This window comes from candidate division KSB1 bacterium (assembly GCA_034506255.1).
In the GTDB taxonomy this organism is placed as follows: Bacteria; Zhuqueibacterota; Zhuqueibacteria; order Zhuqueibacterales; family Zhuqueibacteraceae; genus Coneutiohabitans; species Coneutiohabitans thermophilus.
The window spans coordinates 541,721-566,657 of sequence record JAPDPX010000002.1 but is presented as its reverse complement, the minus strand read 5'-3'; the positions used below and the strand labels follow the sequence as shown (position 1 = coordinate 566,657).

Below are 24,937 nucleotides of genomic sequence, written 5' to 3'. Positions count from 1 at the left end.
TTGGCCGCCAACGGTTGGTGCATGCTGCCGAACAACGGTTCGGCTCAGCGCCCGGCCGGCGGCAGGGTGTAATGGACCAGCAACTGGGGCGCGCGGCTGAGATCGGTTTCGCGCGAATAAAAAGCCACGCGGCTGCGGTCGAGCAGCGTTCCCAAAGGGCGCACCAACAAACCGTGGAAACCCGACCTGTTGATCGCGTATTGTATCAACTCTGTGACCACCGACTCCACCTGGCGGCTGCTCGCGGTCACCGTGAACTGGCGGGAGGGACCCAGTGTGTCGGCTGGTGCCGTGAGGGGATCCGCTTGTGCCTCCGCCAGCAGGAACAATTCCAAATTCACCGGGCCGTGCGCGAACTGCGACACGGTCGTGTCGATCTGCGCGCGAAACACTGCCCGGCTGATGGTGGCGCCTTTGGGAATGGCATTCAGATTGAAAAAAAGCGCGGCCTGATACTTCTCATTCTTCCCGACATAATGGCCAACATAAACCGGCCCCGGAGGGAGAGCCGCGCCGGGAATGCGGCGTGCCACAAAAGCGGTGCGCGTGGCCTTCTGGTTGATCGCGGTGGTGGTGCCGGCCGCCTCAAGCTGCAGGGAGAAATCGCTGATCTCCATGCCGACTCCCACCGGCAACACCTCGATCAGGAAGCCGTGGTTGGGTTGTGCTTTGCGGCGCCAGGCATTGACCAGGCTGGTATCCAGCGTGAAGGCGTACAATGTCGCCCCGCGCGAGCCCAGACTGGTGGCCAGCGGCTGTGCGTCAAACTGGCCGGCGGCCATATCCTCCCATTGCACCGTCGCCGGATCCCAGGCGGCGCGCACCACATGTGCCTGCATGAGCGCGTAGGTGGTGTTGATGTCGTTGGCCGTGCGCGAGACCGTCACATTGAGCACCGCCTTGGTGATCGGATTCTTCACCGCGACCAGGCTGTCAAAGCGCACCAGCGCACGGCTTTCGATTTCATCGAGATTGGCACTGAGCACATAACCGGTGGCGACCGGGATGGGGCGGGCCGCGGAGCTGTCGAGCATTGCTGCCAGCGGCCCCAGTTGCAGTGCGGCCTGACCGCGCTGGCCGGGCAGCAGCAGCTCGGAATCTATGGCAAGCGGCGAATCATTGGTACAAGCCACGGCGGCCAAAGCCAGCGCGACCGGCAGCCACTTCTTAAACTTCAGCGGTAAACTCATGGATGGCGCTCAACAGTGGGGATGTGTCTCATACAAAGTCCGGTGTGCAGCATGGCGCGTGAAAACCACGCGGCCCTTTTTGACAACGGTGAAAACCAGATTGATGCCGAAATGATAGGGAATTTCATTTATCGAGTCCGCTTCCCACAGGACGGCATCGGCCTGCTTGCCAACTTCAAGGGAACCGATTTGGTTCCCCTGCGCCAGGGCATGAGCGGCATGCAGGGTCGCAGCCACCAGCGCTTCCGCCGGTGTCAGGCGCAGCGCCAGACAGGCGAGGGTCATGATCATCGGCAGGCTTTCGGTCATGCACGAGCCGGGGTTGAAATCCGTGGAGATGGCGACCGGCAGGCCGGCGGCAATCATCGCGCGGGCATCGGCATACTGTTTCGCGCCCAGGAAAAAAGCCGCGCCGGGCAGAAGCACGGGCACAACCCCGGCTTGGCGCAACGGCTCGTGCAAGGCCGCCGGCGTGTGTTCGAGATGATCGGCGGAAACGGCACCGGTGGCAATCGCCACCCGGGCACCGCCGCTTTCAGACAACTGGTCGGCATGAATCTTCGGCCGCAAACCGTGCGCGGCAGCCGCCTGCAGCACCTGAAGGGCCTCGGTCTGGTTGAACACGTGGCTCTCACAAAAGACATCGGCGAAACGCGCCAGCCCCTGCGCGGCGACCGCGGGAATCATCTCGTGAATGATCAAATCCACATACTGGCTGCGCCGGCTGCGATATTCGTCCGGCACTTCATGGGCGCCGAGAAAAGTCGGCACGATTTCGACCGGATGCGCGGCGGCGGCGCGTTGCAGCACCCGCAACGACATTAATTCATGCTCCAGGCTCAGGCCGTAACCGCTCTTGGCTTCGATGGTGGTGGTGCCGTGTTCCAAAAAAACATCGAGACGGTGCAGCACGCGCTGCAACAATTCTTCTGCGGTGGCGCTGCGCAGATCCCGCACGCTGTAGCGAATGCCGCCGCCGGCGGCAGCAATTTGCTGATAGGTGGCACCCTGCACGCGCAGCACGAATTCATGCGCCCGGTGATTGAAAAAGACCGGATGTGTGTGGCAATCGACCAGACCCGGGGTCAACAGCCGGCCCTGCGCATCAAGCTCATCGCAGGCGGGCAAATCCTCCAGCACCGTCTCCTGCCTGCCGACACGTGCGATGCGCTGATTTTCACAATAGAGCGCGGCGGGGAAAATCTCGCACACCGTCCATTCCGGCTTCCCGCCCCGGATGGCAATCGGGGTGGCGAGGCGGGCATTGTGAATCAGGAGAGCCGTCATGCCGGCAGCATGGGAATCTTGACGTTGCGTTCACGCGCCACTTGCCGGGCCAGCTCGTAGCCCGCATCGGCGTGGCGCGCCACCCCGATGCCCGGGTCATTGGTCAGCACACGCTCCAGACGGCGCGCCGCCTCGGGGGTGCCGTCGGCGACAATCACTTGTCCGGCGTGAATCGAATAGCCGATGCCGACGCCGCCACCATGATGCACCGACACCCAGGAGGCGCCGGAGGCGGTGTTGAGCAGAGCGTTGAGAATCGGCCAGTCAGCAATGGCATCCGAGCCGTCGCGCATTGCTTCGGTTTCACGGTTGGGCGAGGCCACCGAACCGCAGTCAAGATGGTCGCGGCCGATCACGACCGGCGCTTTGATTTTGCCGGCGGCGACCAGCTCGTTGAGCGCGAGCCCAAACTGGGCGCGCTCGCCCAGGCCGAGCCAGCAGATGCGCGCCGGCAATCCCTGAAAGGCCACGCGCGTGCGCGCCATCTCGATCCAGCGGCGCAGCGCGGAATTGCCGGGGAACAACTGCAACACCAGCTCGTCGGTGACCGCGATATCCTGCGGATCGCCGGAAAGCGCGGCCCAGCGAAACGGGCCTTTGCCTTCACAGAAGAGCGGGCGAATGTAAGCGGGCACAAAACCGGGGAAATCGAAGGCGTTGCTGACACCGGCCTTGTGCGCTTGCGCGCGGAGATTGTTGCCATAATCGAAAGTGACCGCACCGCGTTTTTGCAGCTCCAGCATGGCACGCACGTGCACGGCCATCGAGGCGTAGGCGCGTTTGATGTATTCTGCGGGATTGCTGGCGCGCAGCGCGAGCGCCTCGGCGTAGGGCAGGCCATGCGGCACATAGCCGTTGAGTTCGTCATGCGCAGAGGTTTGATCGGTGAGCACATCGGGCACCACCTCGCGGCGCACCAGCTCCGGCAAAACCTCGGCACAATTGCCCACCAAACCGACGGAGAGTGGCTGTTTGTTCTGCTGCGCAGGAAGCAGCAGAGCCAGTGCTTCATCGAGATTTTCAGCGAGCCGGTCGCAATAACGTTGTTGGATGCGGCGCTCGATGCGCTGCCGGTCGACCTCCACCACCAGGCAGGCGGCCCCGTTCATCGTGGCAGCCAGAGGTTGCGCGCCGCCCATGCCGCCCATGCCGCCGGTGACCACCAACCGGCCGGCCAGCGAGCCGCCGAAATGTTTGGCAGCGGCCGCGGCAAATGTTTCGTAGGTGCCCTGCAGGATGCCCTGTGTGCCGATGTATATCCAGCTTCCGGCCGTCATTTGGCCGTACATGATCAGCCCGCGATCTTCCAGCTCGCGAAAATAAGCGGCATTGGCCCACGCCGGCACCAGCAGGGAGTTGGCGAGCAACACGCGCGGGGCCTCGCGATGGGTGCGGAACATGCCCACCGGTTTGCCGGATTGGATCAACAGCGTTTCATCCGACTCCAACTCGCGCAGGCAGCGCACGATGGCATCGAAGCACTCCCAGTTGCGCGCCGCCTTGCCGCGGCCACCGTAGACCACCAGCGCCGCGGGAAGCTCGGCAACCTCGGGATCGAGATTGTTCATCAACATGCGCAGGGCCGCTTCCTGCACCCAGCCCTTGCAGGAAAGAGTGGTGCCGCGCGGCGCCCGAATCTGACGTGCTGTGCTCGTGGTCATCTTACCCCTCCGCAATGAAAACGTCGAAAACAAAAACGCCAGGTGTCACCTCACCGAATCGGCAGCGGCGGGGTTCAGCCTGGCGCGGGCAGGTTATCATGCAGGTATCATCAAAAAGAAACGGGGAGTTCACTCTTCTTTTTCGGGGCGTTCCGCCCGGGCTTGACGCTCGGCCTCCGCTTTCATTTCTTCCTGCTTGCGTTTCTTGCGCTCCGCGCGCTTTTCGGCCGCGGCTTGCTGCTTTTCGAGCTGCACGCCTTCATAGCCCACCAGCTCCAGGATGGCCAGCTCGGCGCCATCGCCCTGGCGACGGCCGATTCGCAACACCCGGGTGTAGCCGCCGTTGCGGGTGGCATATTTCGGCGCGATTTCATCGAAGAGGTTCTTGACGATGTCACGGCGCCGCAGTTCGCTGAACACCAACCGGCGGGCCGCCACCGTGTTTTTCTTGGCATGCGTGATCAGGCGGTCCACCAGCCGGCGGACTTGCTTGGCCTTGGCGGTGGTAGTGCGCACATGTTTGTGTTCGAACACCGAGCTGGCCAGATTCGACAGCATGGCCTTGCGGTGGCTGGCGGTCCGTCCCAGCTTTTTGAGGTCTTTGCGATGTCGCATAGTTTTCCCTGTGTCTATTCGCTGTCCGCGCGCAGGTAGCGGTCCACGTCCATGCCGAAGTGCAGGCCCTTTTCTTCGAGAATCTGGGTCAGCTCCTGCAGCGATTTGCGCCCAAAGTTTCTGAACTTCAACATCTCCTGCTCATCACGGCGCACCAGATCGCCGATGGTCTTGATGTTTGCCGCCATCAGACAGTTGTAGGAGCGCACCGACAGTTCCAGCTCATCCACCGGCATCTTGAGCAGCTTGCGAATTTTCAACGACTCTTCATCGATCTCGGAGGGCTCCTCCTCCTCCGGCTCGATGTCGAAATTGATGAACAGGTTGACGTGATCGCGCAGAATCTTGCCGGCGTAGGTCAGGCTGTCATCCGGGGTGATGCTGCCGTCGGTGGTGATTTCGAGAATCAGCTTCTCATAATCGATGCGCTGCTGCACGCGCGTATTCTCCACGCGGTAGCTGACATTCTTGATCGGCGTATAGATCGCATCGATCGGAATCGCGCCAATGGGCTGATCGGGCATCTTGTTTTCCTCCGCGGGGACATAGCCGTGCCCACGGCCGATGCGCAACTCCATCTTGAGATTGGCGCCCTTGTTGAGGGTGGCGATATGATGGTCGGGATTGAGAATCTCGAAATCGGTGGTGCCGTTTTGAATGTCGCCGGCGGTGAATTCCTTGGGGCCGTTCAGCTCCAGCATCACCCGGTCCGGCTTCTTGTTGATGAGTTTGAAGCGGACCTCCTTGAGATTGAGGATGATCTGGGTGACATCCTCCACCACCCCGGGGATGGAGGAGAATTCATGCAGCACACCGTCGATCTTGACCATGGTGATTGCTGCACCCGGCAGGGAGGACAGCAAGACCCGGCGCAGAGCATTGCCAATTGTCGTTCCGAACCCGCGTTCCAGGGGTTGCACGATAAATCTGCCAAAGGTACTGGAATAGCTCGATTCCTCGAGCACGACACCTTCGGGCATTTGTAGATACGGCCAATTCATGTTTGGAGATCTCCGCTTTTATGTGAACTTTCGACGGTCCGGTGGTGATCGCGTCGGCAGGCGGGCTGCCGCTTCCCGGGTCGGCCGGCTTCATTCGGGCGGCCCTCCGGGCCGTCACGCGCAGCGGAAAGTTCACTTTACTTCGAATACAATTCCACGATCAGGCCTTCATTCACTTCCGTCGGGATGTCCGCGCGCGCCGGGATTTCGAGCACGGTGCCGGTGAGGTTGGCCTTGTTGAGGTCCAGCCACGGCAGCGCCTTGCCTTCCCGCATCTTGCGCAGCGAGGCGTGAATGATTTCCAGTTTCCGGCTCTTCTCACGCACTTTGATGACATCGCCGCTCTTCACCAAATAGGAGGGGATGTCAACCAGGCGGTCATTCACCATGAAATGGCGGTGGCGCACCAACTGCCGTGCGGCATTGCGCGACGGTGCGAATCCCAGACGATAAACGATGTTGTCCAGGCGGCGCTCCAGCAGGCGCATCAAATTCTCGCCGGTGACGCCCTTCACGCGCAGCGCCTTCTTGTAGGTATTGTGAAATTGCCGTTCCAGCAGGCCGTAAATCCGGCGCATTTTCTGCTTTTCACGCAACTGCAGCCCGTAGGCCGAGACTTTGAAACGCCGGTTCTTGCCGTGCTGGCCGGGCGGAAAGTTGCGTTTCTCCAGGGGGCACTTCGGGGACGTGCATTTGGCGCCCTTCAGGAAAAGCTTTTTCTCTTCCCGCCGGCAGAGTTTGCAAACAGGGCCGATATATCTTGCCATAGACTTTCAATTCCTCCAACGGACGATTAGACGCGACGACGCTTCGGGGGACGACAACCATTGTGCGGGATGGGGGTCACGTCGCGGATCGCGGAGATTTCCAACCCCGCTGCCTGCAGCGACCGCACCGCCGCCTCCCGGCCCGAGCCCGGGCCTTTCACCAGCACTTCCACCCGGCGCAAGCCCAAATCCATCGCCGCGCGCGCGGCATTTTCCGCCGCCACCTGGGCGGCGAATGGTGTGCTCTTGCGCGACCCCTTGAACCCGACTTTGCCGGCGGAAGCCCACGCGATGAGGTTGCCGTAAATGTCCGTCAACGACACGATGGTGTTGTTGAAGGTCGCCTGAATGTGCGCCAGGCCGTTGGCATCGACTTTTTCTTTCTTCTTGGTGCGCTTTTTCTTTGGATTAGCCAAGCTGCACTCTCCTTGGAAAAGATGGTCAAAAAATTCCGGGCTCGCAGTCGTTTCACATTACTTCTTGGCAGGCGCTTTGGCGGTCGACTTGCCGCCCACCACCCGGCGACGGCCGCGGCGGGTGCGGGCGTTGGTGTGCGTGCGCTGGCCGCGCACCGGCAGCCCGCGGCGATGGCGCAAGCCGCGATAACAGCCGATATCCATCAACCGCTTGATGTTCATCGAGATCTCCGCGCGCAGCGCGCCCTCCACCTTGTAATTGGCGCCAATCGCGGAGCGGATCCTGGCAATATCGTCAGGTGACAAATCCTTGACACGCACCGCGGGATCCACCCCCGCCTCGGCGATGATCGCGCGCGCATTGTTGCGCCCGATGCCAAAAATATAGGTCAATGCGATATCGATTCGCTTCTCACGAGGTAAATCAACGCCCGCAATTCGAGCCACCGTGTGCCTCCATTCAGACAGATTTATCCCAGCCGGTTCAACATCTCGGGCAGGCGCCGACACACCGTCATGCGCCGTGGTGCCTGCGCCACCTCACCCCTGACGCTGCTTGTGTTTGGGATTGGCGGGGCAGATCACCAGAATTTTGCCCTTGCGCCGGATGATTTTGCACTTCTCACAAATTTTCTTGATCGAGGACCGAACCTTCATCGTCATGTCTCCCTTGTGCTGGCCTGCCGCGTCATGCGCCGTGTGCCTTATTTGTAGCGATACGTAATCCGCCCGCGCGAAAGATCATAAGGCGAGAGTTCGACGGTGACCTTGTCGCCGGGCAAAATTTTGATAAAATGCATCCGCATCTTGCCGGAGATGTGCGCCAGCACTTTGTGGCCGTTCTCCAGCTCCACGCGGAACGAGGCATTGGGCAAGGTTTCGATGATGGTCCCGTCGACCTTAATCCCTTCTTCTTTGGGCATAAAACTACAACCCTTTGGTTAAAATTTCCGCCTCGCCATCGCGCACCACCACCGTGTGCTCGAAATGGGCAGAAGGCTGGCCGTCTTTGGTGATCACAGTCCAGCCGTCGGCAGTGGTTTTGACCCCGGCGGTGCCGGCATTTACCATCGGCTCGATCGCGAAGACCATGCCTTCCTTCAGCCGCGGCCCGCGATTCGGGCTGCCGAAATTGGGAATTTGCGGGTCCTCATGCAGCTTGCGGCCGACGCCATGGCCCACGAGATCGCGCACAACCGAAAAGCCGGCGCTTTCCACATGCACCTGAATCGCATGCGACACGTCGGACAGCCGGTTGCCCGCCACCGCGCAGGCGATGCCGCGGTAAAGCGCCTCCTGCGTCACCTGCAACAACCGCGCGCGCCGCTCATCCACCTGCCCGATGGCGTAGGTCTTGGCGGCATCACCATAAAAACCCTCGTACTCGATGCCGACATCGATGCTCACGATCTCGCCATTGCGCAGCTTGCGGTGCCTGCTGGGAATGCCGTGCACCACCTCGTCTTCCACCGAGATGCAACTGCTGGCTGGAAAGGGCGGGGTCTCCTTGCCGATTTTGTATCCTTTGAAGGCCGGCCGGCCGCCATGTTCGCGAATATGTGCTTCAATGATCTGATCGAGCTCGAAGGTCGTCATCCCGGCACAAATCACCTGCTCGATCTTGTGAAACGTTTCCACTGTCAGCCGGCAGCTTTCCCGGATGCGTGCGATTTCTCTTTCACTCTTGATATGAATCATGCCCGCTGTTTCGCTGGTCCGACGCCCGGCAGCTCACCGAGCCGTTTCACGATGTCGGCATGGACCTTGGCAATGCTCAAGCTGCCGTCGATCTGCAGCAGCTTCCCCTGCGCGCCGTAATAGTCTTTCAACGGCCGCGTCAGCTCCTCATACACGGCCATGCGATGCAGCACCGTTTCCAGGTTGTCATCGGAGCGCTGATAAATGCGCCCGTTGCAGTTGTCGCAACGGTTGGAAGGCGGCGGCGGATCGCTGGCCAGGTTGAAAAGTTTGCCACACTGTTCGCACACGCGCCGACTGGTCAGGCGCTCGATGACTTTCTTCTTTTCAATCTCCAGGCTGATGACCGCCGTCAGTTGTTTCTTGTGATCGAGGAAGACGTGATCCAACTCCCGCGCCTGGTTGAGGGTGCGGGGGAAACCATCAAGAATATAGCCCGCCGCCGAATCCGGCTCGGTGATGCGCTGCAGCACCAACCCGATCATCACGCCATCCGGCACCAGCTCGCCCCGGTCCATGAATTCCTTGGCCTGCAAACCGAGCTGGCTGCCAGCCTGCACCGCCGCCCGCAAAATATCACCCGTCGAAATCCTGGGAATTTGGTAAAGCTCGCTCAGCAGGGTGGCCTGGGTGCCCTTGCCTGATCCAGGGTATCCGAGGAAAACGAGCTCCATGAGATCAAATTCTCCGCGATGAACGATGAGGGACCCAGACCGGTGCGGGATCAAGCATCCGGGAGGCCACCGTGAGCGGAGGCCTCAGGAGGCATACCGTCTCCCTCGAATACGTCCGCCCTTCATGAAACCATCATAATGCCTCATCAACAGATGAGATTCAAGCTGTTGCAGAAAATCGAGCGCAACGCCGACGATGATCAGCAACGAGGTGCCGCCGAAAAACGAGGCGAAGTTGAGCGACACATTCATCGCCTTGTGCAGGATGTAGGGGAACACGGCGATGAGCGCCAGGAAAATCGAGCCGGGCAGTGTGATTTTGGTCAAAATGTTGTCGATGAACTCTGCGGTTTTCTTGCCCGGCCGCACGCCCGGGATGAACCCGCCGTATTTCTTCATGTTGTCCGCCACATCCACGGGATTGAAGGCGATCGCGGTGTAAAAATAGGTGAAGAAGACAATCAGCACGCCCTCCATCACCCAGTAGACCGACGAGGTGATGTCGAAATAGCGGGCAAAGTTGGTCATCAGCTCGCTGTTGGGGAAAAAGGTGCTGACCGTGGTCGGGATGAACATGATCGACTGCGCGAAAATAATGGGCATCACCCCCGCAGTGTTCACCCGCAGGGGCAGGTGCGTGCTCTGCCCGCCATAAACCTTGCGCCCGATGACGCGCTTGGCATATTGCACAGGAATCTTGCGCGTACCCTGGGTGAGCAGCACCACCACCCCCATGGTGACCACCATCAATGCGAGCAGAAACAACTCGGTCAGAATCTCCCGGTTGCCCGCGCTCACCTGCTGGAACTCATCGAGCAAAGCATCGGGCAGCCGGGCAACGATCCCGATGAAAATGATCAACGACACGCCGTTGCCGATGCCGCGTTCGGTGATTTGCTCGCCGAACCACATGATCAGCACCGTCCCCGCGGTCAGGGTCAACATGGTGAGCAGACGAAAGCCCCAGCCGGGATCGGGCACGACCACCATGCCATTGGGCAGCGCCTGAATGTTCTCCAGAAAGATGCTGACGCCGTAGGCCTGCATGAAGGCGATCAGCACCGTGCCGTAGCGGGTGTACTGGGTGATCTTCTTACGGCCTTCCTCGCCCTCTTTTTGCAGGCGTTGGAAATAGGGCATCACGGCGCCGAGCAATTGCAGGATGATCGAGGCCGAGATGTAGGGCATGATCCCCAGCGCAAAAATAGTGGCGCGACTGAAGGCGCCGCCGGCAAACAGATCATAGAGCTGGAGGATGCCGCCCCCCTGGGCGTCTTGCAAGTAGGCGAGCAGGGCCTGGCTGTTGATGCCCGGAACCGGAATGTGTGTTCCGATCCGCTCCACCAAGAGCAGCAGAAACGTGAAAATCACACGCTTCTTCAACTCGGGAATCTTGAAGATGTTTTTGAAACTGCTGAGAATCATGACCTTTCAGCTCTTGGTTTGCGCGGACGCGGTGATTGCCGGTTGAATGACGATGGCTTTGCCTCCGGCCCGCGCGATCTTCTCCTGCGCACCCTTGCTGAACCCGTGGGCGTGCACTTCCACCGCCCGGCTGAGCTCTCCCTTGCCGAGAATCTTCACGGGAAGATTGCGTTTGCGGATCACGCCATGCTGGCGCAACACCTCGGGCGTGATCGAACTGATCCCGTCAAGGCGGTTCAACGACGTCAGATTCACCGGCTGAAACACGGTCTTGAAAATGTTGGTGAAGCCACGCTTGGGAATGCGGCGCTGCAACGGCATCTGGCCGCCCTCGAACCAGGCCTTGCGCTTGGAGCCGGAGCGGGAATGTTGGCCCTTGTGACCGCGCGTCGAGGTGCCACCGTGGCCGGAGCTGTCGCCCCGTCCGATGCGCTTGGCCTTCTTGTGCGAGCCTTTGGCGTATTTCAAACTGGATAAGTCCATGACTGCCGATTCCGCTTTAAAAAGTGTGCTTAAATTTGTTCAACCGTTACCAGGTGCCTCACTTTGGCCAGCATGCCGCGAATCTGCGGGGTGTCACGGTGCACCACGCTTTGCCGAATGCGCCGCAGGCCCAAAGCCTTCATGGTGAGCTTTTGCTTCTGCAGATGGCCGATGACGCTGCGCACCTGGGTGATCTTCAATTTCTTCTCTGTGCTCATGGCCTCACTTCACTGTCTTCAATCATCGTACGGGTGAACATCTCGCGTACGATCATACCGCGCCGGCGCGCCACCTCGCTGGCATCCATGATGTTGCTCAAGGCGCGCATGGTGGCTTTCACAACATTATGCGGGTTGGCCGACCCCAGCGATTTGGTCAGCACGTCCTGAATGCCGGCGGCCTCCATGATGGAACGCACCGCCCCGCCGGCAATCACTCCGGTGCCTGGTGACGCGGGCTTCAAAAAGACTTTTCCCGCGCCAAACTTGCCCTGCGTTTCGTGCGGCAGCGTGCCCTTGAGCACCGGCACCCGCACCAAATTCTTCTTGGCATCCTCGGCGCCCTTGGCGATGGCATCGGTGACTTCCTTGGCTTTGCCCAGGCCGCAGCCGACATGCCCCTTGCCGTCGCCCACCACGACGATCGCATTGAAACCAAAACGGCGGCCGCCCTTCACCACTTTGGCGGTGCGATTCACCGCGACGACATACTCCTTCAGTTCCAGTTCACCCGAGCTGATTTTCTCTTTGCGTACCATGGCTCTCCGTTAGAAGTGCAGACCGCCCTGCCGGGCGCCATCGGCAAGCGCCTTCACGCGACCGTGGTAAACATAGCCGCTGCGGTCAAACACAACGCTTTTGATGTTCATGGATAGGGCCTTGAGCGCCAGCGCGCGGCCGACGATGTTGGCGGCCTGGACTTTCGTCTCGGCTTTCTTGATCTCCTCCCGAATATCCTTGCTGACCGTCGAGACGGTCGTCAGCGTCTTCTTGGCGCTGTCATCAATCAACTGCGCATAGATGTTTTTCAGGCTGCGAAAAACCACCAGACGCGGGCGACCGGGTGTGCCAACAATCTTCTTGCGGAAGCGGAATGATTTCTTCTTTTTGTCCCGCCGCACACGGGGTGCAATGCGCTTGAATCCCATAACCTCTCCCAGAATAAATAGACCATGCATTGTTGCGTTGTCACAGGGGCCGGCTTGATGATCCGCCTTCGCCCCCCGCCCGCCAAGGCGGAGACGGCACCTTCACCTAGGCTGCTGTCTTGCCGGCTTTGCGACGCACCACTTCGTCGCTATATTTGATTCCTTTGCCCTTGTAGGGCTCCGGTGGTTTGAACGATCGAATCTTGGCGGCCACCTGGCCCACCAAACCTTTGTCAATGCCGCTGACCTTGATGCTGGTCGGCGACTCGCAGGTGATCGCGATGCCCTCGGGCGGTTGAAAGGCAAGGGCATGGCCATAGCCGAGCTGCAACAGCAGCCGCTTGCTTTTCATTTCTGCACGGTATCCGACACCGACAATTTCGAGTTTCTTTTCGAAACCCCTGGTCACCCCCAGAATCATGTTGTTGATCAGGGCGCGATACAGGCCGTGCAGTGCTTTGAATGATTTCTCATCATTGGGGCGGGTTACGCTCACCGTCCCCTCCTCGACGTGCACGCCCATTTGAGGATGAACCGTGCAGGTCAGCTCGCCTTTCGGCCCCTTCACTTTGACGGCAGCGCCGTCCACCGACACCTGGACACCGCCGGGTATCGGAATCGCTTTTTTGCCTACGCGCGACACGGATGATTCCTTCTCAAATTTTTCTTACCACACGTAACACAAGACTTCGCCACCGACATGCAGCTTGCGGGCATCGCGATCGGTGAGGACACCCTTGGGGGTCGACAGAATGGCCAGGCCGTAATTGTTGAACACGCGCGGGAAATTTTTGACCCCGACATATTTGCGCAAGCCGGGAACACTGATCCGGCGCAACCCGCGAATCACATGGCGCTCGTATTCGTCATACTTCAAGTAGATGCGAATGAGGTTCTGTTTCCCGTCCTCGATGATCAAATAATCTTTGATGTAGCCGTAGTGCTGCAAAATCCTGGTGATGCTGATTTTGGTGCGCGAGGCCGGGATGTCCACCTTGGGATGCCTGGCCTTGCCGGCATTGCGAATGCGCGTGAGATAATCGGAAATCGGATCCGTCTGCATGAAGAGGCTCCCAAATCTTTATGTTTTACCAACTCGCCTTGGTGACGCCCGGGATCTTGCCCTCCAGGGACAACATGCGGAAACAGATGCGGCACAGACCAAAACGCCGCAGATACGCGCGCGGCCGGCCGCACTGCATGCAGCGGTTGTACCGGCGAGTGGAAAATTTCGGTGGCCGTTGTTGTTTGGCCCGCAATGACTTTTTCGCCACGTTCAATCCCTAACAATAAAAGTTTGCTACTTCCGCCGGAAGGGCATGCCAAAACCCGACAACAACTCGTAGGCTTCCTCGTCCGTCTTGGCGGTCGTCACAAACGTGATGTTCATGCCGCGAATCTTGGTGACTTTGTCGTAGTTGATTTCCGGGAAGATGATCTGTTCCTTCACCCCAATGGAATAGTTGCCGAAGCCGTCAAAGGCCTTGTCGGGCAGCCCGCGAAAATCGCGGATGCGCGGCACGGCTATCGAAATGAAGCGCTCCAGAAACTCATACATGCGCCAGCGCCGCAGGGTCACCATGCAGCCAATCGCCATGTTCTGGCGCAGCTTGAAGTTCGAGATCGACTTCTTGGCGCGGGTCACAATCGGTTTTTGCCCGGCAATGATCTCCAGATCACTCATGGCCGCATCGAGATATTTCTGATCATCGACGGCGTCCCCCACTCCCATGTTGATGGTGATTTTTGCCAGGCGCGGCACCTGCATCGGGTTGGCATAGTTGAACCGTTTCTGCAGCGCGGGCACGATTTCCTGGCGGTATTTCAGCAGCAACCCGGGAACGTAATCCGCCGGCAGCTTCTCCTGCACCGGTTTGCCGCCCTTGCTCTCAGCCACCGTGGCCGGGGCGGCGCCTTCGCCTTTGCCCTTGCCTTTGCCTTTCGCAGGTGTGCTGGTTTTGGACTTCTCTGCCATCACTTCACCTTCGCTTCGACAATGATCTCACCACTTTTCTTGGCCACGCGCACCCGATTCCGGGAGTTCTTGCTGGAATGGTTGATGGTCTGAATACCGATCCGCGTCGGAACCCCGAGCTTGGGGTCGATCAACATCACATTCGACACGTGGATGGGGGCTTCCTTTTCAATGATTCCACCCTGCTGATTGCGCTGGCTGGGCCGGGTATGCCGCTTGATCAGATTGATGCCCTCCACGATCACGCGCTGCTTTTCCGGGAAAACTTTCAGGACCCTGCCCTGCCGGCCGCGGTGGTCGCCGCTGATCACCATCACGAGGTCATTTTTGCGAATTCTCATGGGATCCTTCCTCTTGCCGCGCGCCGGCACTCACAACACTTCCGGCGCCAGCGAAATGATCTTCATGTACTGTTTGTCGCGCAGCTCGCGCGCCACCGGCCCGAAGATGCGCGTGCCTTTGGGCTCCTTCTCTTCGTTGATCAGCACCGCGGCATTCTCATCAAAGCGAATGTACGAGCCGTCCTTGCGGCGGACTTCACGCTTGGTGCGCACGATGACGGCATGGCTGATGTCACCCTTCTTGATCGTGCTGCCGGGCGCCGCCGATTTGACGGTGACCACAATAATGTCACCCACCGAGCCGTAGCGGCGCTTGCTGCCACCCATCACCCGGATGCACATGACTTTCTTGGCCCCGGTGTTGTCGGCAACGTTGAGTCGCGTGTATTCTTGTACCATGATTCCACTCCCGTCGATGCGAGGCGGGAACACGAGCAACCGGCGGAAGATGCCATCGTTCTCGTTTCCGGCCGAACCTGCGCTGTCTGTTGGCGGCGCCGCGCCCTTACTTGGCCTTCTCCAAAATTTCGACCAGCCGCCACCGCTTGCGTTTGCTGAGCGGGCGCGTCTCCATGATCAGGACGGTGTCGCCGATACCGGCGGTGTTGCCCTCATCATGCGCCATGAACTTGGAGGTTTGTTTGAAATACTTTTTGTAAAGCGGATGCCGCACCAGCCGTTCGACACTGACGACTATGCTCTTGTTCATCTTGTTGCTGATCACCTTGCCGATCCGGGTCTTGCGCCGGTTTCGCGTGGGTGCAGCGGTCGCGGTATTTTCCATAAACTGGCTCGTCATTGATTGCTGGGGTTATCGGGTGGCCTCGCGCGGGACACGCCGGCCCGTGCGGTATTCCTGCAAAATCGTCTGCAAGCGCGCAATATCCCGACGAATCATGCGCAACCGCATGGGATTGTCGAGCTGCCGCGTCGCATGCTGAAAGCGGAAGTTTTGATACTCTTCCATCAAATCCTTCAGCCGGCGTTCCATGTCTGCCGGCGTCAATTCTTTCAACTCATACCTTTTCATGAGCCTGCGGCCTGTTGGTTTGGGAAATAAACAGGAACTTACTCGCCAAAATCGCTGGCACTCACAAAGCGGGTTTTGATGGGAAGCTTGTGTGCTGCCAGCCGCATTGCCTCCTGTGCCACCTCTTTGGCCACCCCGCCGATCTCGAACAGAATGCGACCGGGTTTGATGACCGCCACCCAGTATTCCGGCGTGCCCTTGCCCTTGCCCATGCGGGTCTCCGCGGGCTTTTCCGTCACCGGCTTGTCCGGGAACACGCGAATCCACACCTTGCCGCCGCGCTTGAGATGCCGGGTCATGGCGACGCGGCTTGCTTCAAGCTGGCGCGCGGTGACCCACGCCGGCTCCAGGGCTTTGAGGGCAAACTCGCCAAACGCGATGTGATTGCCGCGTTGCGCCGTACCCTTCATGCGGCCGCGCTGCTGCTTGCGAAATTTCACTCTCTTCGGCATTAACATGGCCTGTGGTCTCCTTGCTCACACGTGGCGGCCGCCGATGATTTCCCCGCGGCAAATCCACACCTTGACGCCGATGGTGCCGTAAGTCGTCTTGGCGGTGGCGCGTGCGAAATCGATGTCCGCGCGCAGGGTATGCAGCGGAATGCGGCCCTCTTTGTACTGCTCGGTGCGCGCCATTTCCGCCCCGCCCAGCCGGCCGGAACACAACACGCGCACGCCCTCCGCGCCCATGCGCATCGTGCCGGTGATGGCTTTTTTCATGGCGCGCTTGAAAGCGATCTTGGCTTCGAGCTGATGTGCGATGTTTTCCGCCACCAGATAGGCATCCAGCTCCGGGCGTTTGATCTCGGTGATGTTGAGCTGAATTTCCTTCCTGGTCACGCGCTGCAGTTCTTCCTTCAGCTTGTCAACCTCGGAGCCTTTGCGGCCGATCACGATGCCCGGCCGCGCCGTGTGAATCGTCACCGTGATGCGCTTGTCCGAGGGATCCCGCTCGATCTGGATGGTGGAGACCCCCGCGCGCTGCAACCGGCTGCGCACATAGCGGCGCAGGTGCAGATCCTCTTTGAGCTTGTGCTGGAAGTTCCGCCCGCCGAACCAATTCGATTCCCAGTCGCGCACGATGCCCAGGCGCAAACCAATGGGATTCGTTTTCTGACCCAAAAAACCTCCTCGCTAGTTTGCTTGATTGTCCAACGGTTCTCCGTCTGAAACCACGATGGTGATGTGGCAGGACCGTTTGCGAATGCGCGAGGCCCGCCCCATCGAACCGGCACGGAATCGCTTCATGGTGAAGCCGCCGTCAACAAACGCCCGCCTGACAAAAAGATCCTCGGTGGAAGCCTTCTTGGATGCCGTGCCGTTGATGTAGTTCGCCACCGCGGAACGAATCGTTTTCTCAATTGGCAGGGCCGCCCGTTTGCGCGTAAAATGCAACAGATTGAGCGCCTCCTCGACGCCCTTGCCGCGGACAAGGTTGATCACCCGCCGGACTTTGCGTGGAGACATGCGCAGGTAGCGCAGTTTGGCACGTGCTTCCATGACTCGTCTGTTCTCCTAGGCTGCTGGTGCGGCTTTCACTTTCGTCGTTTTCTCGGTTGCCGATTTGCCGGCATGGCCGCGAAAGGTGCGGGTCGGCGCAAATTCGCCGAGTTTGTGGCCGACCATGTTTTCGCTGATGAACACCGGAATGAACTTGTTGCCATTGTGAATGGCCAGGGTATGACCGACAAACTCCGGGGTGATCGTCGAGCGGCGCGCCCAGGTCTTGACCACCTTGCGCTCGTTGCGCTTGTTCATCTCCGCAATTCGCTTGGCCAAATTGGGGTCGACATAGGGGCCTTTTTTGACACTTCGCGGCATGTGCGTTCAACCTCTCTTAGAGAGACTTGTTCAAACTGAGACCTTTGCGTGACTTGATGATGTATTTGCTCGAGGCTTTCTTGCGCCGACGCGTCTTCAAGCCCTTGGCCTTCTGGCCCCAGGGCGAGCAGGGATGGCGCCCACCCGAGCTTTTGCCCTCACCGCCCCCCATGGGATGATCCACCGGATTCATCGCCACGCCTCGCACCCGCGGCCGCCAGCCCAGCCAGCGCGAACGACCGGCCTTGCCCCAACTGATGTTTTCGTGATCGGTATTGCCCACCTGGCCGATGGTCGCGCGATTCTCCACCCGCACCATGCGTACCTCTCCGGAGGGCAATTTGAGCTGGGCATAGTTGCCTTCACGCGCCACGAGCTGAACCGCACTGCCGGCGCTGCGTGCGAGCTGGCCGCCGCGCCCCTGGCGCAATTCCACATTGTGCACCGTCAGGCCCAGGGGAATCTGGCTCAACGGCAGACAGTTGCCCACCCGGATCTCCGCATTCGGACCCGACGTGACAACATCACCGACATTCAAACCAATGGGCGCGAGAATGTAGCGCTTCTCGCCGTCCGCATAATGCACCAGCGCGATGCGCGCCGAGCGGTTGGGGTCGTATTCAATCGCGGCGATTTTGCCGGGAATGCCGTCCTTGTCGCGTTTGAAGTCAATGCGGCGGTACAGGCGTTTGTGGCCGCCACCGCGGTGCCGGCTGGTCATCCGGCCGAGATTGTTGCGTCCGCCCGATTTGCGCAGCGGTTCGAGCAGGGACTTCTCCGGCTTGGTTTTGGTAATTTCCTCAAACGTCGACACCGTGCGATACCGCAAACTCGGTGTCAGCGGTCGGAATGTTTTTATCGGCATATGAAATCCTGATCTCTCGCTGGTCTGTGTCAGAGCCCGTCCCGCGCTGTCGTCAGGCGGCCAGGCCCGCATAGAAATCGATCTTCTGGCCCGCCTTGAGCGTCACCACTGCCTTCTTGTAATTGCGGCGCCGGCCGGAAGTGACACCGCGGCGGGTGTTCATGCGCTTGCTCTTGCCTTTGACCCTGACGACATGAACAGCGGTGACTTCGACATTGAATTTCTTTTGCACGGCGCGTTTGATCTCGAACTTGTTGGCATCCGGCAAAACTTCAAAGCCGTATTTGTTCCTGGTCTCCGCCAGCTTCAAGTTCTTCTCGGTCAACAACGGCCGACGCAAGATTTCTTCCGGGGTTCTCATGGCTGCAACACTCCCGCGAGCCGCGACACGGCGCTCTCCTGGATGAACAACTTCTGACAATTGAGCAACTCGAAAGTGGAGACATCCGAGCCGAGCTGCAGCCGCAGGCGGTAGAGATTGCGACTCGCGCGCAACAAAGCCGGATCGGCCTGCGGTATCAGCAGCAGCGTTTTGAGCTTGTCCGCTCCAAGATTTTTCAAAATACCGGCCATTTCCCGCGTCTTGCCACTGGCAACGGTGAAATCCTCCACCACCACCATCTCACCGGCTTTCGCCTTGAGCGACAAAGCGGAGCGGCGCGCCAGCTTCTTCACTTTTTGATTGAGGGACTGGCTGTAGTCCCTCGGCTGCGGGCCAAACACGCGGCCGCCTCCCACCCACAATGGCGAGCGCGTGGAGCCGGCACGCGCCACGCCGCGGCCTTTTTGCTTCCACGGTTTCTTGCCACCGCCGCTCACCTCCCTGCGGGTCTTGGTCTTGTGGGTACCCTGGCGCTGATTGGCCTGCTGCGCCTTCACGGCGAGATAGATCACGTGCCGGTTGGGCTCGATGCCGAAGATCTCATCGGGGAGATCGATGGTGCGACCCGATTTTTGGCCGTCCTTTGTATAGACTTCGACTTGCATGTCATTCTCACTTGGAGAGGATAACGATACTGTTGTTGGCACCGGGAATACTGCCCCGCAGCATCAGAATGTTGTTCTCTGCATCCACTTTGATGACGCGCAGATTGCGCACCGTGACACGCTCCCCGCCCATGCGGCCAGCCATGCGCATGCCCTTCCACACGCGCGAGGGAAAGGAGCTGCCGCCCATCGAGCCTGGTGCCCGTGTGCGGTCACTCTGTCCGTGGGTCACCGGGCCGCCGCCGAAATGATGCCGCCTCACGACGCCCTGAAAGCCCTTGCCCTTGCTGGTGCCGGTGGCTTTGACAAGATCGCCAACCTTGAAAATATCGGCCTTGATCGCATCACCCAGCTTGAAACTGGCGAGGTTGTCGAAGTCACGAAATTCCCTCACATGCTGCAACACCGGCAGACCGGCCTTGGCGAAATGCCCGGCCTCCGCCTTCCTGATTTTCCTCTGGGGTTTCTCTGCGAAGCCGAGCTGCAGCGACTCGTAGCCGTGTTTTTCGCGGGTGCGGATCTCGGAGACATAGCACGGTCCGGCCAGCACCACCGTCACCGGCACGCTGTTGCCCTTTTCATCGAAGATACGGGACTGCCCCAGCTTTCTACCGATCAAGCCAGTCATAATCGCCCTTGCAAGTTTGAATCCAATCCTTTGTCACATCCGGCACGGGGTGCGGCCTCAGACTTTGATCTCGACATCGACGCCCGCGGGCAATTCCAGCTTCATCAACGCGTCCACCGTCTTGGCGTTTGAATTGAGAATGTCGATCAAACGCTTGTGGATGCGCGTCTCGAATTGCTCGCGCGATTTCTTGTCCACGTGGGGCGAGCGCAGCACCGTGTAGATGGATCGTTTCGTCGGGAGAGGGATCGGGCCGGAAATGGCAGCGCCCGTCTGCTTCGCCGTTCGAATAATCTTGTCGGTCGATTTGTCGATCAACCGGTGATCGTGCGCCTTGAGCTTGATCCGTATCTTTTGTCCAACCACGACGAACTCACTCCGAAGTTACAATTGCAATTCATGTCACCAGGAATTTCGCAGGCCTCCCAACAAAACAAAGGGCATCGCTCGCTTCACGATGCCCATTTCGCACGCGGGCCGCGCCTTCTGCCTTGCCATTACTCCTTGATCTTCGCCACCGCGCCGGCACCAATGGTGCGGCCGCCTTCGCGGATGGCAAAGCGCAAGCCTTCATCCATGGCAATGGGAGTGATCAGCTCGACTTCCATGGTGATGTTGTCCCCGGGCATCACCATCTCCACGCCGGGCGGCAGATGCGCCACGCCGGTGACATCGGTGGTGCGGAAGTAAAACTGCGGACGGTAACCGTTGAAGAATGGCGTGTGGCGGCCGCCTTCTTCTTTCTTCAGCACGTACACCTCCGCCGTGAACTTGGTGTGCGGGGTGATCGTCCCGGGCGCCGCGATGACCATGCCGCGTTCCAGCTCCTCCTTGTCGACGCCGCGCAGCAACAAACCGACGTTGTCGCCGGCTTCTCCCTGATCGAGCAGTTTGCGGAACATCTCGATGCCGGTCACCACGGATTTGCGCTTGGCACCCAAACCAACGATTTCCACTTCATCACCGACTTTGATGCGACCACGCTCGATACGACCGGTGCCGACCGTGCCGCGACCGGTGATGGAGAACACGTCTTCCACCGGCATCAGGAAAGGTTTGTCAACGTCGCGAACCGGCGTCGGAATATAACGATCGACCGCATCCATCAAATCGTACAACGGCTTGTTCTTGACCGGGTCATTGGGATGGCTCAGTGCCTCCAGCGCGCTGCCACGAATGATCGGAATCTCGTCACCCGGGAACTGATATTGTTTGAGCAGGTCGCGCAATTCCAGCTCGACCAGCTCCAGCAGTTCGGGATCATCGACCATGTCAACCTTGTTCAGGAACACAACGATGTAAGGCACCCCGACCTGGCGCGCCAGCAGGATGTGCTCGCGGGTTTGTGGCATGGGGCCGTCGGCGGCGCTCACCACCAGAATGGCACCGTCCATCTGGGCCGCACCGGTGATCATGTTCTTGACGTAGTCGGCATGGCCGGGGCAGTCCACGTGGGCATAGTGACGCTTCTCGGTTTCATATTCGACATGCGCGGTGTTGATCGTGATACCACGTGCCTTTTCTTCGGGTGCATTGTCGATCTGATCGTAGCTCTTGAACTGCGCCAGACCTTTCTTTTCGAGCGCCTGTGTGATAGCCGCCGTCAGCGTGGTTTTGCCGTGATCGACATGACCAATCGTGCCGATATTCACATGCGGCTTGGTACGCACAAACTTTTGTTTTGCCATGAATCAATCCTCCCGATGGGAACGTTGGGATGAAGTCATTGTTGACAGCATCAGACGGTTAAGCGATCCGGCGAAACACCGCGATCAATCATCTTTGGCTCTTGACGCTTTCGGTCAGAGTGTCCGCAATCGACTGGGGCACCTGATCGTAGTGGGAAAACTGCATGGTGTAAATGGCGCGACCCTGTGTAATCGAGCGCAGGGTGGTCGCATAACCGAACATCTCGCTCAGCGGCACGCTGGCGGCAATCACCTGGGCGTGGCCGCGCGGAAACATGCCGCGAATGCGACCGCGCCGGGAATTCAGATCACCCATGACATCGCCCATGTAATTTTCCGGCACCACCACCTCGACGTCCATCACGGGTTCCAGCAAAACCGGCGATGCTTTTTTGGCGGCATCCTTGAATGCCATCGAACCGGCGATCTTGAAGGCCATTTCGGAAGAATCCACTTCGTGATATGAGCCGTCGATCAGGCTGGCTTTCACATCAACCACCGGGTAGCCCGCGAGCACCCCGTTTTGCATGGCCTCCTGTATGCCCTCCATCGTCGGCTTGATGTATTCCTTCGGAACCACACCGCCGATGATCTTGCTTTCGAATTCAAAACCCTTGCCCGGCTCATTGGGCTCGAGCTCGATGACGACATGGCCATACTGGCCGCGCCCGCCGCTTTGCCGGATGAACTTGCCCACGCCCTCCACTTTTTTGCGAATGGTCTCCTTGTAGGCCACCTGCGGCTTGCCAACGTTGGCATGAACCTTGAACTCGCGCACCAAGCGGTCAACGAGAATTTCCAGATGCAGCTCGCCCATGCCTGCAATCAAAGTCTGGCCCGTTTCCTCGTCGGTGCGAACTTTGAAAGTGGGGTCTTCCTCGGCCAGCTTGGCGAGTGACTCTCCCAGCGCATCCTGGTCGGCCTTGGTTTTGGGCTCGATCGCCACCGAAATAACCGGCTCGGGGAAATGCATCGCCTCCAGCACGATCGGTTTCTTTTCATCGCAGAGGGTGTGGCCGGTTTTGGTGTTTTTCAAACCGACGGCGGCGACGATGTCGCCGGCCTGCGCCTGTTCGATGTCATCCCGTTTGTTGGCGGACATCAACAACAACCGGCCCACCCGCTCCTTGGTGCCGGTCGAACTGTTGTAAACATAACTGCCCACGGTAATCGTGCCGGAATAGACCCGAAAGTAAGTGAGTTTGCCGACGTAGGGATCCGTCATGATTTTAAAGGCCAGCGCCGAAAACGGCTCGCTGGGCGACGGTTTGCGGGTGACTTCCTCATTGGTTTTGGGATGGGTGCCCTTAACGTCCGGCAAATCGCTGGGGGAAGGCAAATAATAAGTCACCGCATCGAGCAAACGCTGCACCCCCTTGTTCTTGAAAGCGGAGCCGCACAAAACCGGAACCATGCTGACATCGATGGTCGCCCTGCGAATGGCGGCATGAATCTCCTCTTCGCCGATGGGCTCGTCATGCAGGTACTTCACCATCAGGGAGTCGTCATACTCCGAAACGGCTTCAAGCAATTTGGTGCGATACTCCCGGGCTTTTTCAACGAGTTCACTGGGAATTTCGATTTCTTCCCAATGTTTGCCCAGGACCTCATCAGAATACACGACCGCCTTCATCTTGATCAGATCGATCAAGCCGGTGAACAACTCGCCCTCACCCAGCGGGATTTGGAGCGGCACGGCGTTGGCTCCCAGCCGTTCCTTGATCATTTGAACGGCGCCATAGAAATCGGCGCCGACGCGATCCATTTTATTGATAAAAGCCAGGCGCGGCACGCGATAGCGGTCGGCCTGCCGCCACACCGTTTCAGATTGCGGCTCCACCCCGCCCACCGCGCAGAAAAGCGCGACGGCACCATCGAGAACGCGCAGCGAGCGTTCCACCTCGATGGTGAAGTCCACATGGCCGGGGGTGTCAATGATGTTGATGCGATGATTCTTCCAATGGCAAGTAATGGCAGCCGAAGTGATCGTAATACCACGTTCGCGTTCCTGCTCCATCCAATCGGTGGTGGCGGCACCGTCATGCACCTCGCCCATGCGATGAATCCGGCCGGTGTAGAACAGGATGCGCTCCGTGGTGGTGGTTTTGCCGGCATCGATATGCGCCATGATGCCGATATTTCGAGTTTTCGATAGATCCTGGCTCATATTAGACATAAAAAACTCCACTTTTCCCAAGAGAAAACCCGACGTGCTTTTCTCTCAAGGCGAGTGGAGATTGCTCGCAACAGCACACTTCAGGTTATGTGCCTGACGCAGGCGTCAGGCTTCTCGATGGAGATTGAGACGTTGGCGAAAAAAGATTTTGCACAGCAGTGGTGTGCCCTTCCCCACCGGCTCACCAGCGAAAATGAGAGAATGCCCGGTTGGCTTCCGCCATCTTGTGAGTGTCCTCGCGTTTCTTGATCGCATTGCCTTCCTTGTTGGAGGCTGCGAACAGTTCATTTGCGAGGCGCTCCGCCATGGTTTTCTCGCTGCGTTCGCGGGCAAACCCCACCAGCCAGCGGATGGCCAATGCCTGCTGGCGCTGCGGCCGGACTTCAACCGGGACCTGGTAGTTGGCACCACCCACGCGGCGGGATTTCACTTCGAGGAGAGGCTTCACATTTTCAACGGCCTTCTCGAAAACCTGCAACCCCGTGCGGCCGCTCTTTTCCTCGGCGAGCTCAATGGCCCGATAAAAAATCTTCTCGGCAATACTGCGCTTGCCGCGTTCCATCAAACCATTTATGAACTTGGTCACCAGCACGCTGCCGTACTTCGGGTCGGGCAGCACTTCACGCTTCAATACTCGTTTCCGTCTCGGCATGGCTCAAAATTATTTGCTCGCGGTTGATTTCTTTTTCGTGCCGTACTTCGAACGTCCTTGATGGCGCTCTTGTACGCCTGCCGTGTCGTAGACGCCACGGACAATATGATAACGCACACCCGGCAGGTCTTTCACGCGGCCGCCACGAATCAAAACGATCGAATGCTCCTGGAGATTGTGACCCTCACCGGGAATGTAGGCGGTAACCTCATAGCTGTTTGTCAATCGAACGCGCGCGACTTTGCGCAACGCGGAGTTCGGCTTTTTGGGGGTGGTTGTGTACACTCTTGTACAAACACCCCGCCGTTGTGGTGAGCCAGCCAAAGCCGGCGCAGTCGTCTTTCGTCCGATCTTCTTCCGCCCGAGGCGGACCAATTGATTTATGGTTGGCAAGCAAGCTCCTGTAAAATT

Annotated in this window: 38 protein-coding genes; all 38 read right to left on the bottom strand. The window is 59.2% G+C overall.

Translation table 11 applies throughout. The features are described 5' to 3' along the window. Positions 1–44: 44 nt before the first annotated feature. The 38 genes from ONB52_05925 to rpsL all read right to left on the bottom strand — a co-directional run bounded on the left by ONB52_05925 (position 45) and on the right by rpsL (position 24,919). Positions 45–1,190: a DNRLRE domain-containing protein gene (locus tag ONB52_05925; GenBank protein MDZ7415683.1), complete on the bottom strand. Its 1,146-nt coding sequence runs from the start codon at positions 1,188–1,190 to the stop codon at positions 45–47. 9 nt (positions 1,191–1,199) lie between these two features. Continuing rightward, entirely contained in the window at positions 1,200–2,477 is a 1,278-nt protein-coding gene (gene hutI, locus ONB52_05920) for an imidazolonepropionase (GenBank protein MDZ7415682.1), read from the bottom strand. Continuing rightward, complete coding sequence (gene hutU / locus ONB52_05915; protein ID MDZ7415681.1) at positions 2,474–4,138, bottom strand: urocanate hydratase; 1,665 nt, start codon at positions 4,136–4,138, stop codon at positions 2,474–2,476. The genes hutI and hutU overlap by 4 nt, the downstream gene beginning before the upstream one ends. Before the next feature lie 129 nt (positions 4,139–4,267). Continuing rightward, the gene (gene rplQ, locus ONB52_05910; protein MDZ7415680.1) at positions 4,268–4,753 is read right to left on the bottom strand and encodes a 50S ribosomal protein L17; all 486 of its coding nucleotides are present in this window, start codon (positions 4,751–4,753) and stop codon (positions 4,268–4,270) included. A 14-nt stretch (positions 4,754–4,767) separates the two neighbouring features. After that, complete coding sequence (locus ONB52_05905; GenBank protein MDZ7415679.1) at positions 4,768–5,754, bottom strand: DNA-directed RNA polymerase subunit alpha; 987 nt, start codon at positions 5,752–5,754, stop codon at positions 4,768–4,770. 137 nt (positions 5,755–5,891) lie between these two features. Further along, positions 5,892–6,521, bottom strand: a complete 630-nt coding sequence (gene rpsD, locus ONB52_05900; protein MDZ7415678.1) for a 30S ribosomal protein S4 — start codon at positions 6,519–6,521, stop codon at positions 5,892–5,894. A gap of 26 nt (positions 6,522–6,547) precedes the next feature. Beyond that, on the bottom strand, positions 6,548–6,937 hold the full coding sequence (rpsK, locus tag ONB52_05895) for a 30S ribosomal protein S11 (protein MDZ7415677.1): 390 nt from the start codon (positions 6,935–6,937) through the stop codon (positions 6,548–6,550). Positions 6,938–6,994: 57 nt separating this feature from the next. Then, positions 6,995–7,384, bottom strand: a complete 390-nt coding sequence (gene rpsM, locus ONB52_05890) for a 30S ribosomal protein S13 (protein MDZ7415676.1) — start codon at positions 7,382–7,384, stop codon at positions 6,995–6,997. Between the two features lie 93 nt (positions 7,385–7,477). Beyond that, complete coding sequence (gene rpmJ / locus ONB52_05885; protein ID MDZ7415675.1) at positions 7,478–7,594, bottom strand: 50S ribosomal protein L36; 117 nt, start codon at positions 7,592–7,594, stop codon at positions 7,478–7,480. A gap of 47 nt (positions 7,595–7,641) precedes the next feature. Then, complete coding sequence (gene infA / locus ONB52_05880) at positions 7,642–7,860, bottom strand: translation initiation factor IF-1 (GenBank protein MDZ7415674.1); 219 nt, start codon at positions 7,858–7,860, stop codon at positions 7,642–7,644. Between the two features lie 4 nt (positions 7,861–7,864). Beyond that, a complete protein-coding gene (gene map / locus ONB52_05875; protein ID MDZ7415673.1) occupies positions 7,865–8,635 on the bottom strand; it encodes a type I methionyl aminopeptidase in 771 nt (256 codons plus the stop codon). Next, complete coding sequence (locus ONB52_05870) at positions 8,632–9,309, bottom strand: adenylate kinase (protein ID MDZ7415672.1); 678 nt, start codon at positions 9,307–9,309, stop codon at positions 8,632–8,634. Before ONB52_05870 ends, map begins: the two co-directional genes overlap by 4 nt. A gap of 84 nt (positions 9,310–9,393) precedes the next feature. Continuing rightward, positions 9,394–10,734, bottom strand: a complete 1,341-nt coding sequence (gene secY / locus ONB52_05865; protein ID MDZ7415671.1) for a preprotein translocase subunit SecY — start codon at positions 10,732–10,734, stop codon at positions 9,394–9,396. A 6-nt stretch (positions 10,735–10,740) separates the two neighbouring features. Then, positions 10,741–11,217: a 50S ribosomal protein L15 gene (gene rplO / locus ONB52_05860; protein ID MDZ7415670.1), complete on the bottom strand. Its 477-nt coding sequence runs from the start codon at positions 11,215–11,217 to the stop codon at positions 10,741–10,743. 29 nt (positions 11,218–11,246) lie between these two features. Then, positions 11,247–11,435 (bottom strand): 50S ribosomal protein L30, encoded by a 189-nt coding sequence (gene rpmD / locus ONB52_05855; protein MDZ7415669.1) that lies wholly within the window; start codon positions 11,433–11,435, stop codon positions 11,247–11,249. Further along, the gene (rpsE, locus tag ONB52_05850) at positions 11,432–11,974 is read right to left on the bottom strand and encodes a 30S ribosomal protein S5 (GenBank protein MDZ7415668.1); all 543 of its coding nucleotides are present in this window, start codon (positions 11,972–11,974) and stop codon (positions 11,432–11,434) included. Before rpsE ends, rpmD begins: the two co-directional genes overlap by 4 nt. A 9-nt stretch (positions 11,975–11,983) precedes the next feature. Continuing rightward, positions 11,984–12,364 carry a 50S ribosomal protein L18 gene (rplR, locus tag ONB52_05845; protein ID MDZ7415667.1) on the bottom strand — a complete coding sequence of 127 codons (381 nt, stop codon included), beginning with the start codon at positions 12,362–12,364 and terminating at the stop codon, positions 11,984–11,986. Positions 12,365–12,470: 106 nt separating this feature from the next. After that, positions 12,471–13,007: a 50S ribosomal protein L6 gene (gene rplF, locus ONB52_05840; protein ID MDZ7415666.1), complete on the bottom strand. Its 537-nt coding sequence runs from the start codon at positions 13,005–13,007 to the stop codon at positions 12,471–12,473. A 24-nt stretch (positions 13,008–13,031) separates the two neighbouring features. Further along, positions 13,032–13,427 (bottom strand): 30S ribosomal protein S8, encoded by a 396-nt coding sequence (gene rpsH, locus ONB52_05835; GenBank protein MDZ7415665.1) that lies wholly within the window; start codon positions 13,425–13,427, stop codon positions 13,032–13,034. A 25-nt stretch (positions 13,428–13,452) separates the two neighbouring features. Continuing rightward, the gene (locus ONB52_05830) at positions 13,453–13,638 is read right to left on the bottom strand and encodes a type Z 30S ribosomal protein S14 (protein ID MDZ7415664.1); all 186 of its coding nucleotides are present in this window, start codon (positions 13,636–13,638) and stop codon (positions 13,453–13,455) included. A gap of 26 nt (positions 13,639–13,664) precedes the next feature. Next, the gene (rplE, locus tag ONB52_05825; protein ID MDZ7415663.1) at positions 13,665–14,339 is read right to left on the bottom strand and encodes a 50S ribosomal protein L5; all 675 of its coding nucleotides are present in this window, start codon (positions 14,337–14,339) and stop codon (positions 13,665–13,667) included. Then, positions 14,339–14,680, bottom strand: coding sequence for a 50S ribosomal protein L24 (gene rplX, locus ONB52_05820; GenBank protein ID MDZ7415662.1), 342 nt, complete (start codon positions 14,678–14,680; stop codon positions 14,339–14,341). The genes rplE and rplX overlap by 1 nt, the downstream gene beginning before the upstream one ends. A 30-nt stretch (positions 14,681–14,710) precedes the next feature. Beyond that, positions 14,711–15,079, bottom strand: a complete 369-nt coding sequence (rplN, locus tag ONB52_05815) for a 50S ribosomal protein L14 (protein ID MDZ7415661.1) — start codon at positions 15,077–15,079, stop codon at positions 14,711–14,713. 106 nt (positions 15,080–15,185) lie between these two features. Continuing rightward, positions 15,186–15,464 carry a 30S ribosomal protein S17 gene (gene rpsQ, locus ONB52_05810; GenBank protein MDZ7415660.1) on the bottom strand — a complete coding sequence of 93 codons (279 nt, stop codon included), beginning with the start codon at positions 15,462–15,464 and terminating at the stop codon, positions 15,186–15,188. A 27-nt stretch (positions 15,465–15,491) separates the two neighbouring features. Continuing rightward, positions 15,492–15,710, bottom strand: a complete 219-nt coding sequence (gene rpmC, locus ONB52_05805) for a 50S ribosomal protein L29 (GenBank protein ID MDZ7415659.1) — start codon at positions 15,708–15,710, stop codon at positions 15,492–15,494. 38 nt (positions 15,711–15,748) lie between these two features. Then, positions 15,749–16,168 (bottom strand): 50S ribosomal protein L16, encoded by a 420-nt coding sequence (rplP, locus tag ONB52_05800; protein ID MDZ7415658.1) that lies wholly within the window; start codon positions 16,166–16,168, stop codon positions 15,749–15,751. An 18-nt stretch (positions 16,169–16,186) separates the two neighbouring features. Beyond that, positions 16,187–16,831, bottom strand: coding sequence for a 30S ribosomal protein S3 (rpsC, locus tag ONB52_05795; protein MDZ7415657.1), 645 nt, complete (start codon positions 16,829–16,831; stop codon positions 16,187–16,189). 12 nt (positions 16,832–16,843) lie between these two features. Beyond that, on the bottom strand, positions 16,844–17,209 hold the full coding sequence (gene rplV, locus ONB52_05790) for a 50S ribosomal protein L22 (GenBank protein ID MDZ7415656.1): 366 nt from the start codon (positions 17,207–17,209) through the stop codon (positions 16,844–16,846). A gap of 15 nt (positions 17,210–17,224) precedes the next feature. Further along, positions 17,225–17,530: a 30S ribosomal protein S19 gene (gene rpsS, locus ONB52_05785; GenBank protein ID MDZ7415655.1), complete on the bottom strand. Its 306-nt coding sequence runs from the start codon at positions 17,528–17,530 to the stop codon at positions 17,225–17,227. A gap of 16 nt (positions 17,531–17,546) precedes the next feature. Beyond that, positions 17,547–18,395: a 50S ribosomal protein L2 gene (rplB, locus tag ONB52_05780; protein ID MDZ7415654.1), complete on the bottom strand. Its 849-nt coding sequence runs from the start codon at positions 18,393–18,395 to the stop codon at positions 17,547–17,549. A gap of 52 nt (positions 18,396–18,447) precedes the next feature. Further along, entirely contained in the window at positions 18,448–18,756 is a 309-nt protein-coding gene (rplW, locus tag ONB52_05775) for a 50S ribosomal protein L23 (protein MDZ7415653.1), read from the bottom strand. After that, on the bottom strand, positions 18,753–19,382 hold the full coding sequence (rplD, locus tag ONB52_05770; GenBank protein MDZ7415652.1) for a 50S ribosomal protein L4: 630 nt from the start codon (positions 19,380–19,382) through the stop codon (positions 18,753–18,755). The genes rplW and rplD overlap by 4 nt, the downstream gene beginning before the upstream one ends. Positions 19,383–19,389: 7 nt before the next feature. Then, positions 19,390–20,010 (bottom strand): 50S ribosomal protein L3, encoded by a 621-nt coding sequence (gene rplC, locus ONB52_05765; protein MDZ7415651.1) that lies wholly within the window; start codon positions 20,008–20,010, stop codon positions 19,390–19,392. A 57-nt stretch (positions 20,011–20,067) separates the two neighbouring features. Beyond that, positions 20,068–20,376 carry a 30S ribosomal protein S10 gene (rpsJ, locus tag ONB52_05760; protein ID MDZ7415650.1) on the bottom strand — a complete coding sequence of 103 codons (309 nt, stop codon included), beginning with the start codon at positions 20,374–20,376 and terminating at the stop codon, positions 20,068–20,070. Between the two features lie 131 nt (positions 20,377–20,507). Then, on the bottom strand, positions 20,508–21,698 hold the full coding sequence (gene tuf / locus ONB52_05755; protein MDZ7415649.1) for an elongation factor Tu: 1,191 nt from the start codon (positions 21,696–21,698) through the stop codon (positions 20,508–20,510). An 88-nt stretch (positions 21,699–21,786) separates the two neighbouring features. Continuing rightward, entirely contained in the window at positions 21,787–23,865 is a 2,079-nt protein-coding gene (gene fusA / locus ONB52_05750; protein ID MDZ7415648.1) for an elongation factor G, read from the bottom strand. 190 nt (positions 23,866–24,055) lie between these two features. Further along, positions 24,056–24,526, bottom strand: a complete 471-nt coding sequence (gene rpsG, locus ONB52_05745) for a 30S ribosomal protein S7 (GenBank protein MDZ7415647.1) — start codon at positions 24,524–24,526, stop codon at positions 24,056–24,058. Between the two features lie 9 nt (positions 24,527–24,535). Then, positions 24,536–24,919: a 30S ribosomal protein S12 gene (rpsL, locus tag ONB52_05740; protein ID MDZ7415646.1), complete on the bottom strand. Its 384-nt coding sequence runs from the start codon at positions 24,917–24,919 to the stop codon at positions 24,536–24,538. Between the last annotated feature and the right edge of the window lie 18 nt (positions 24,920–24,937).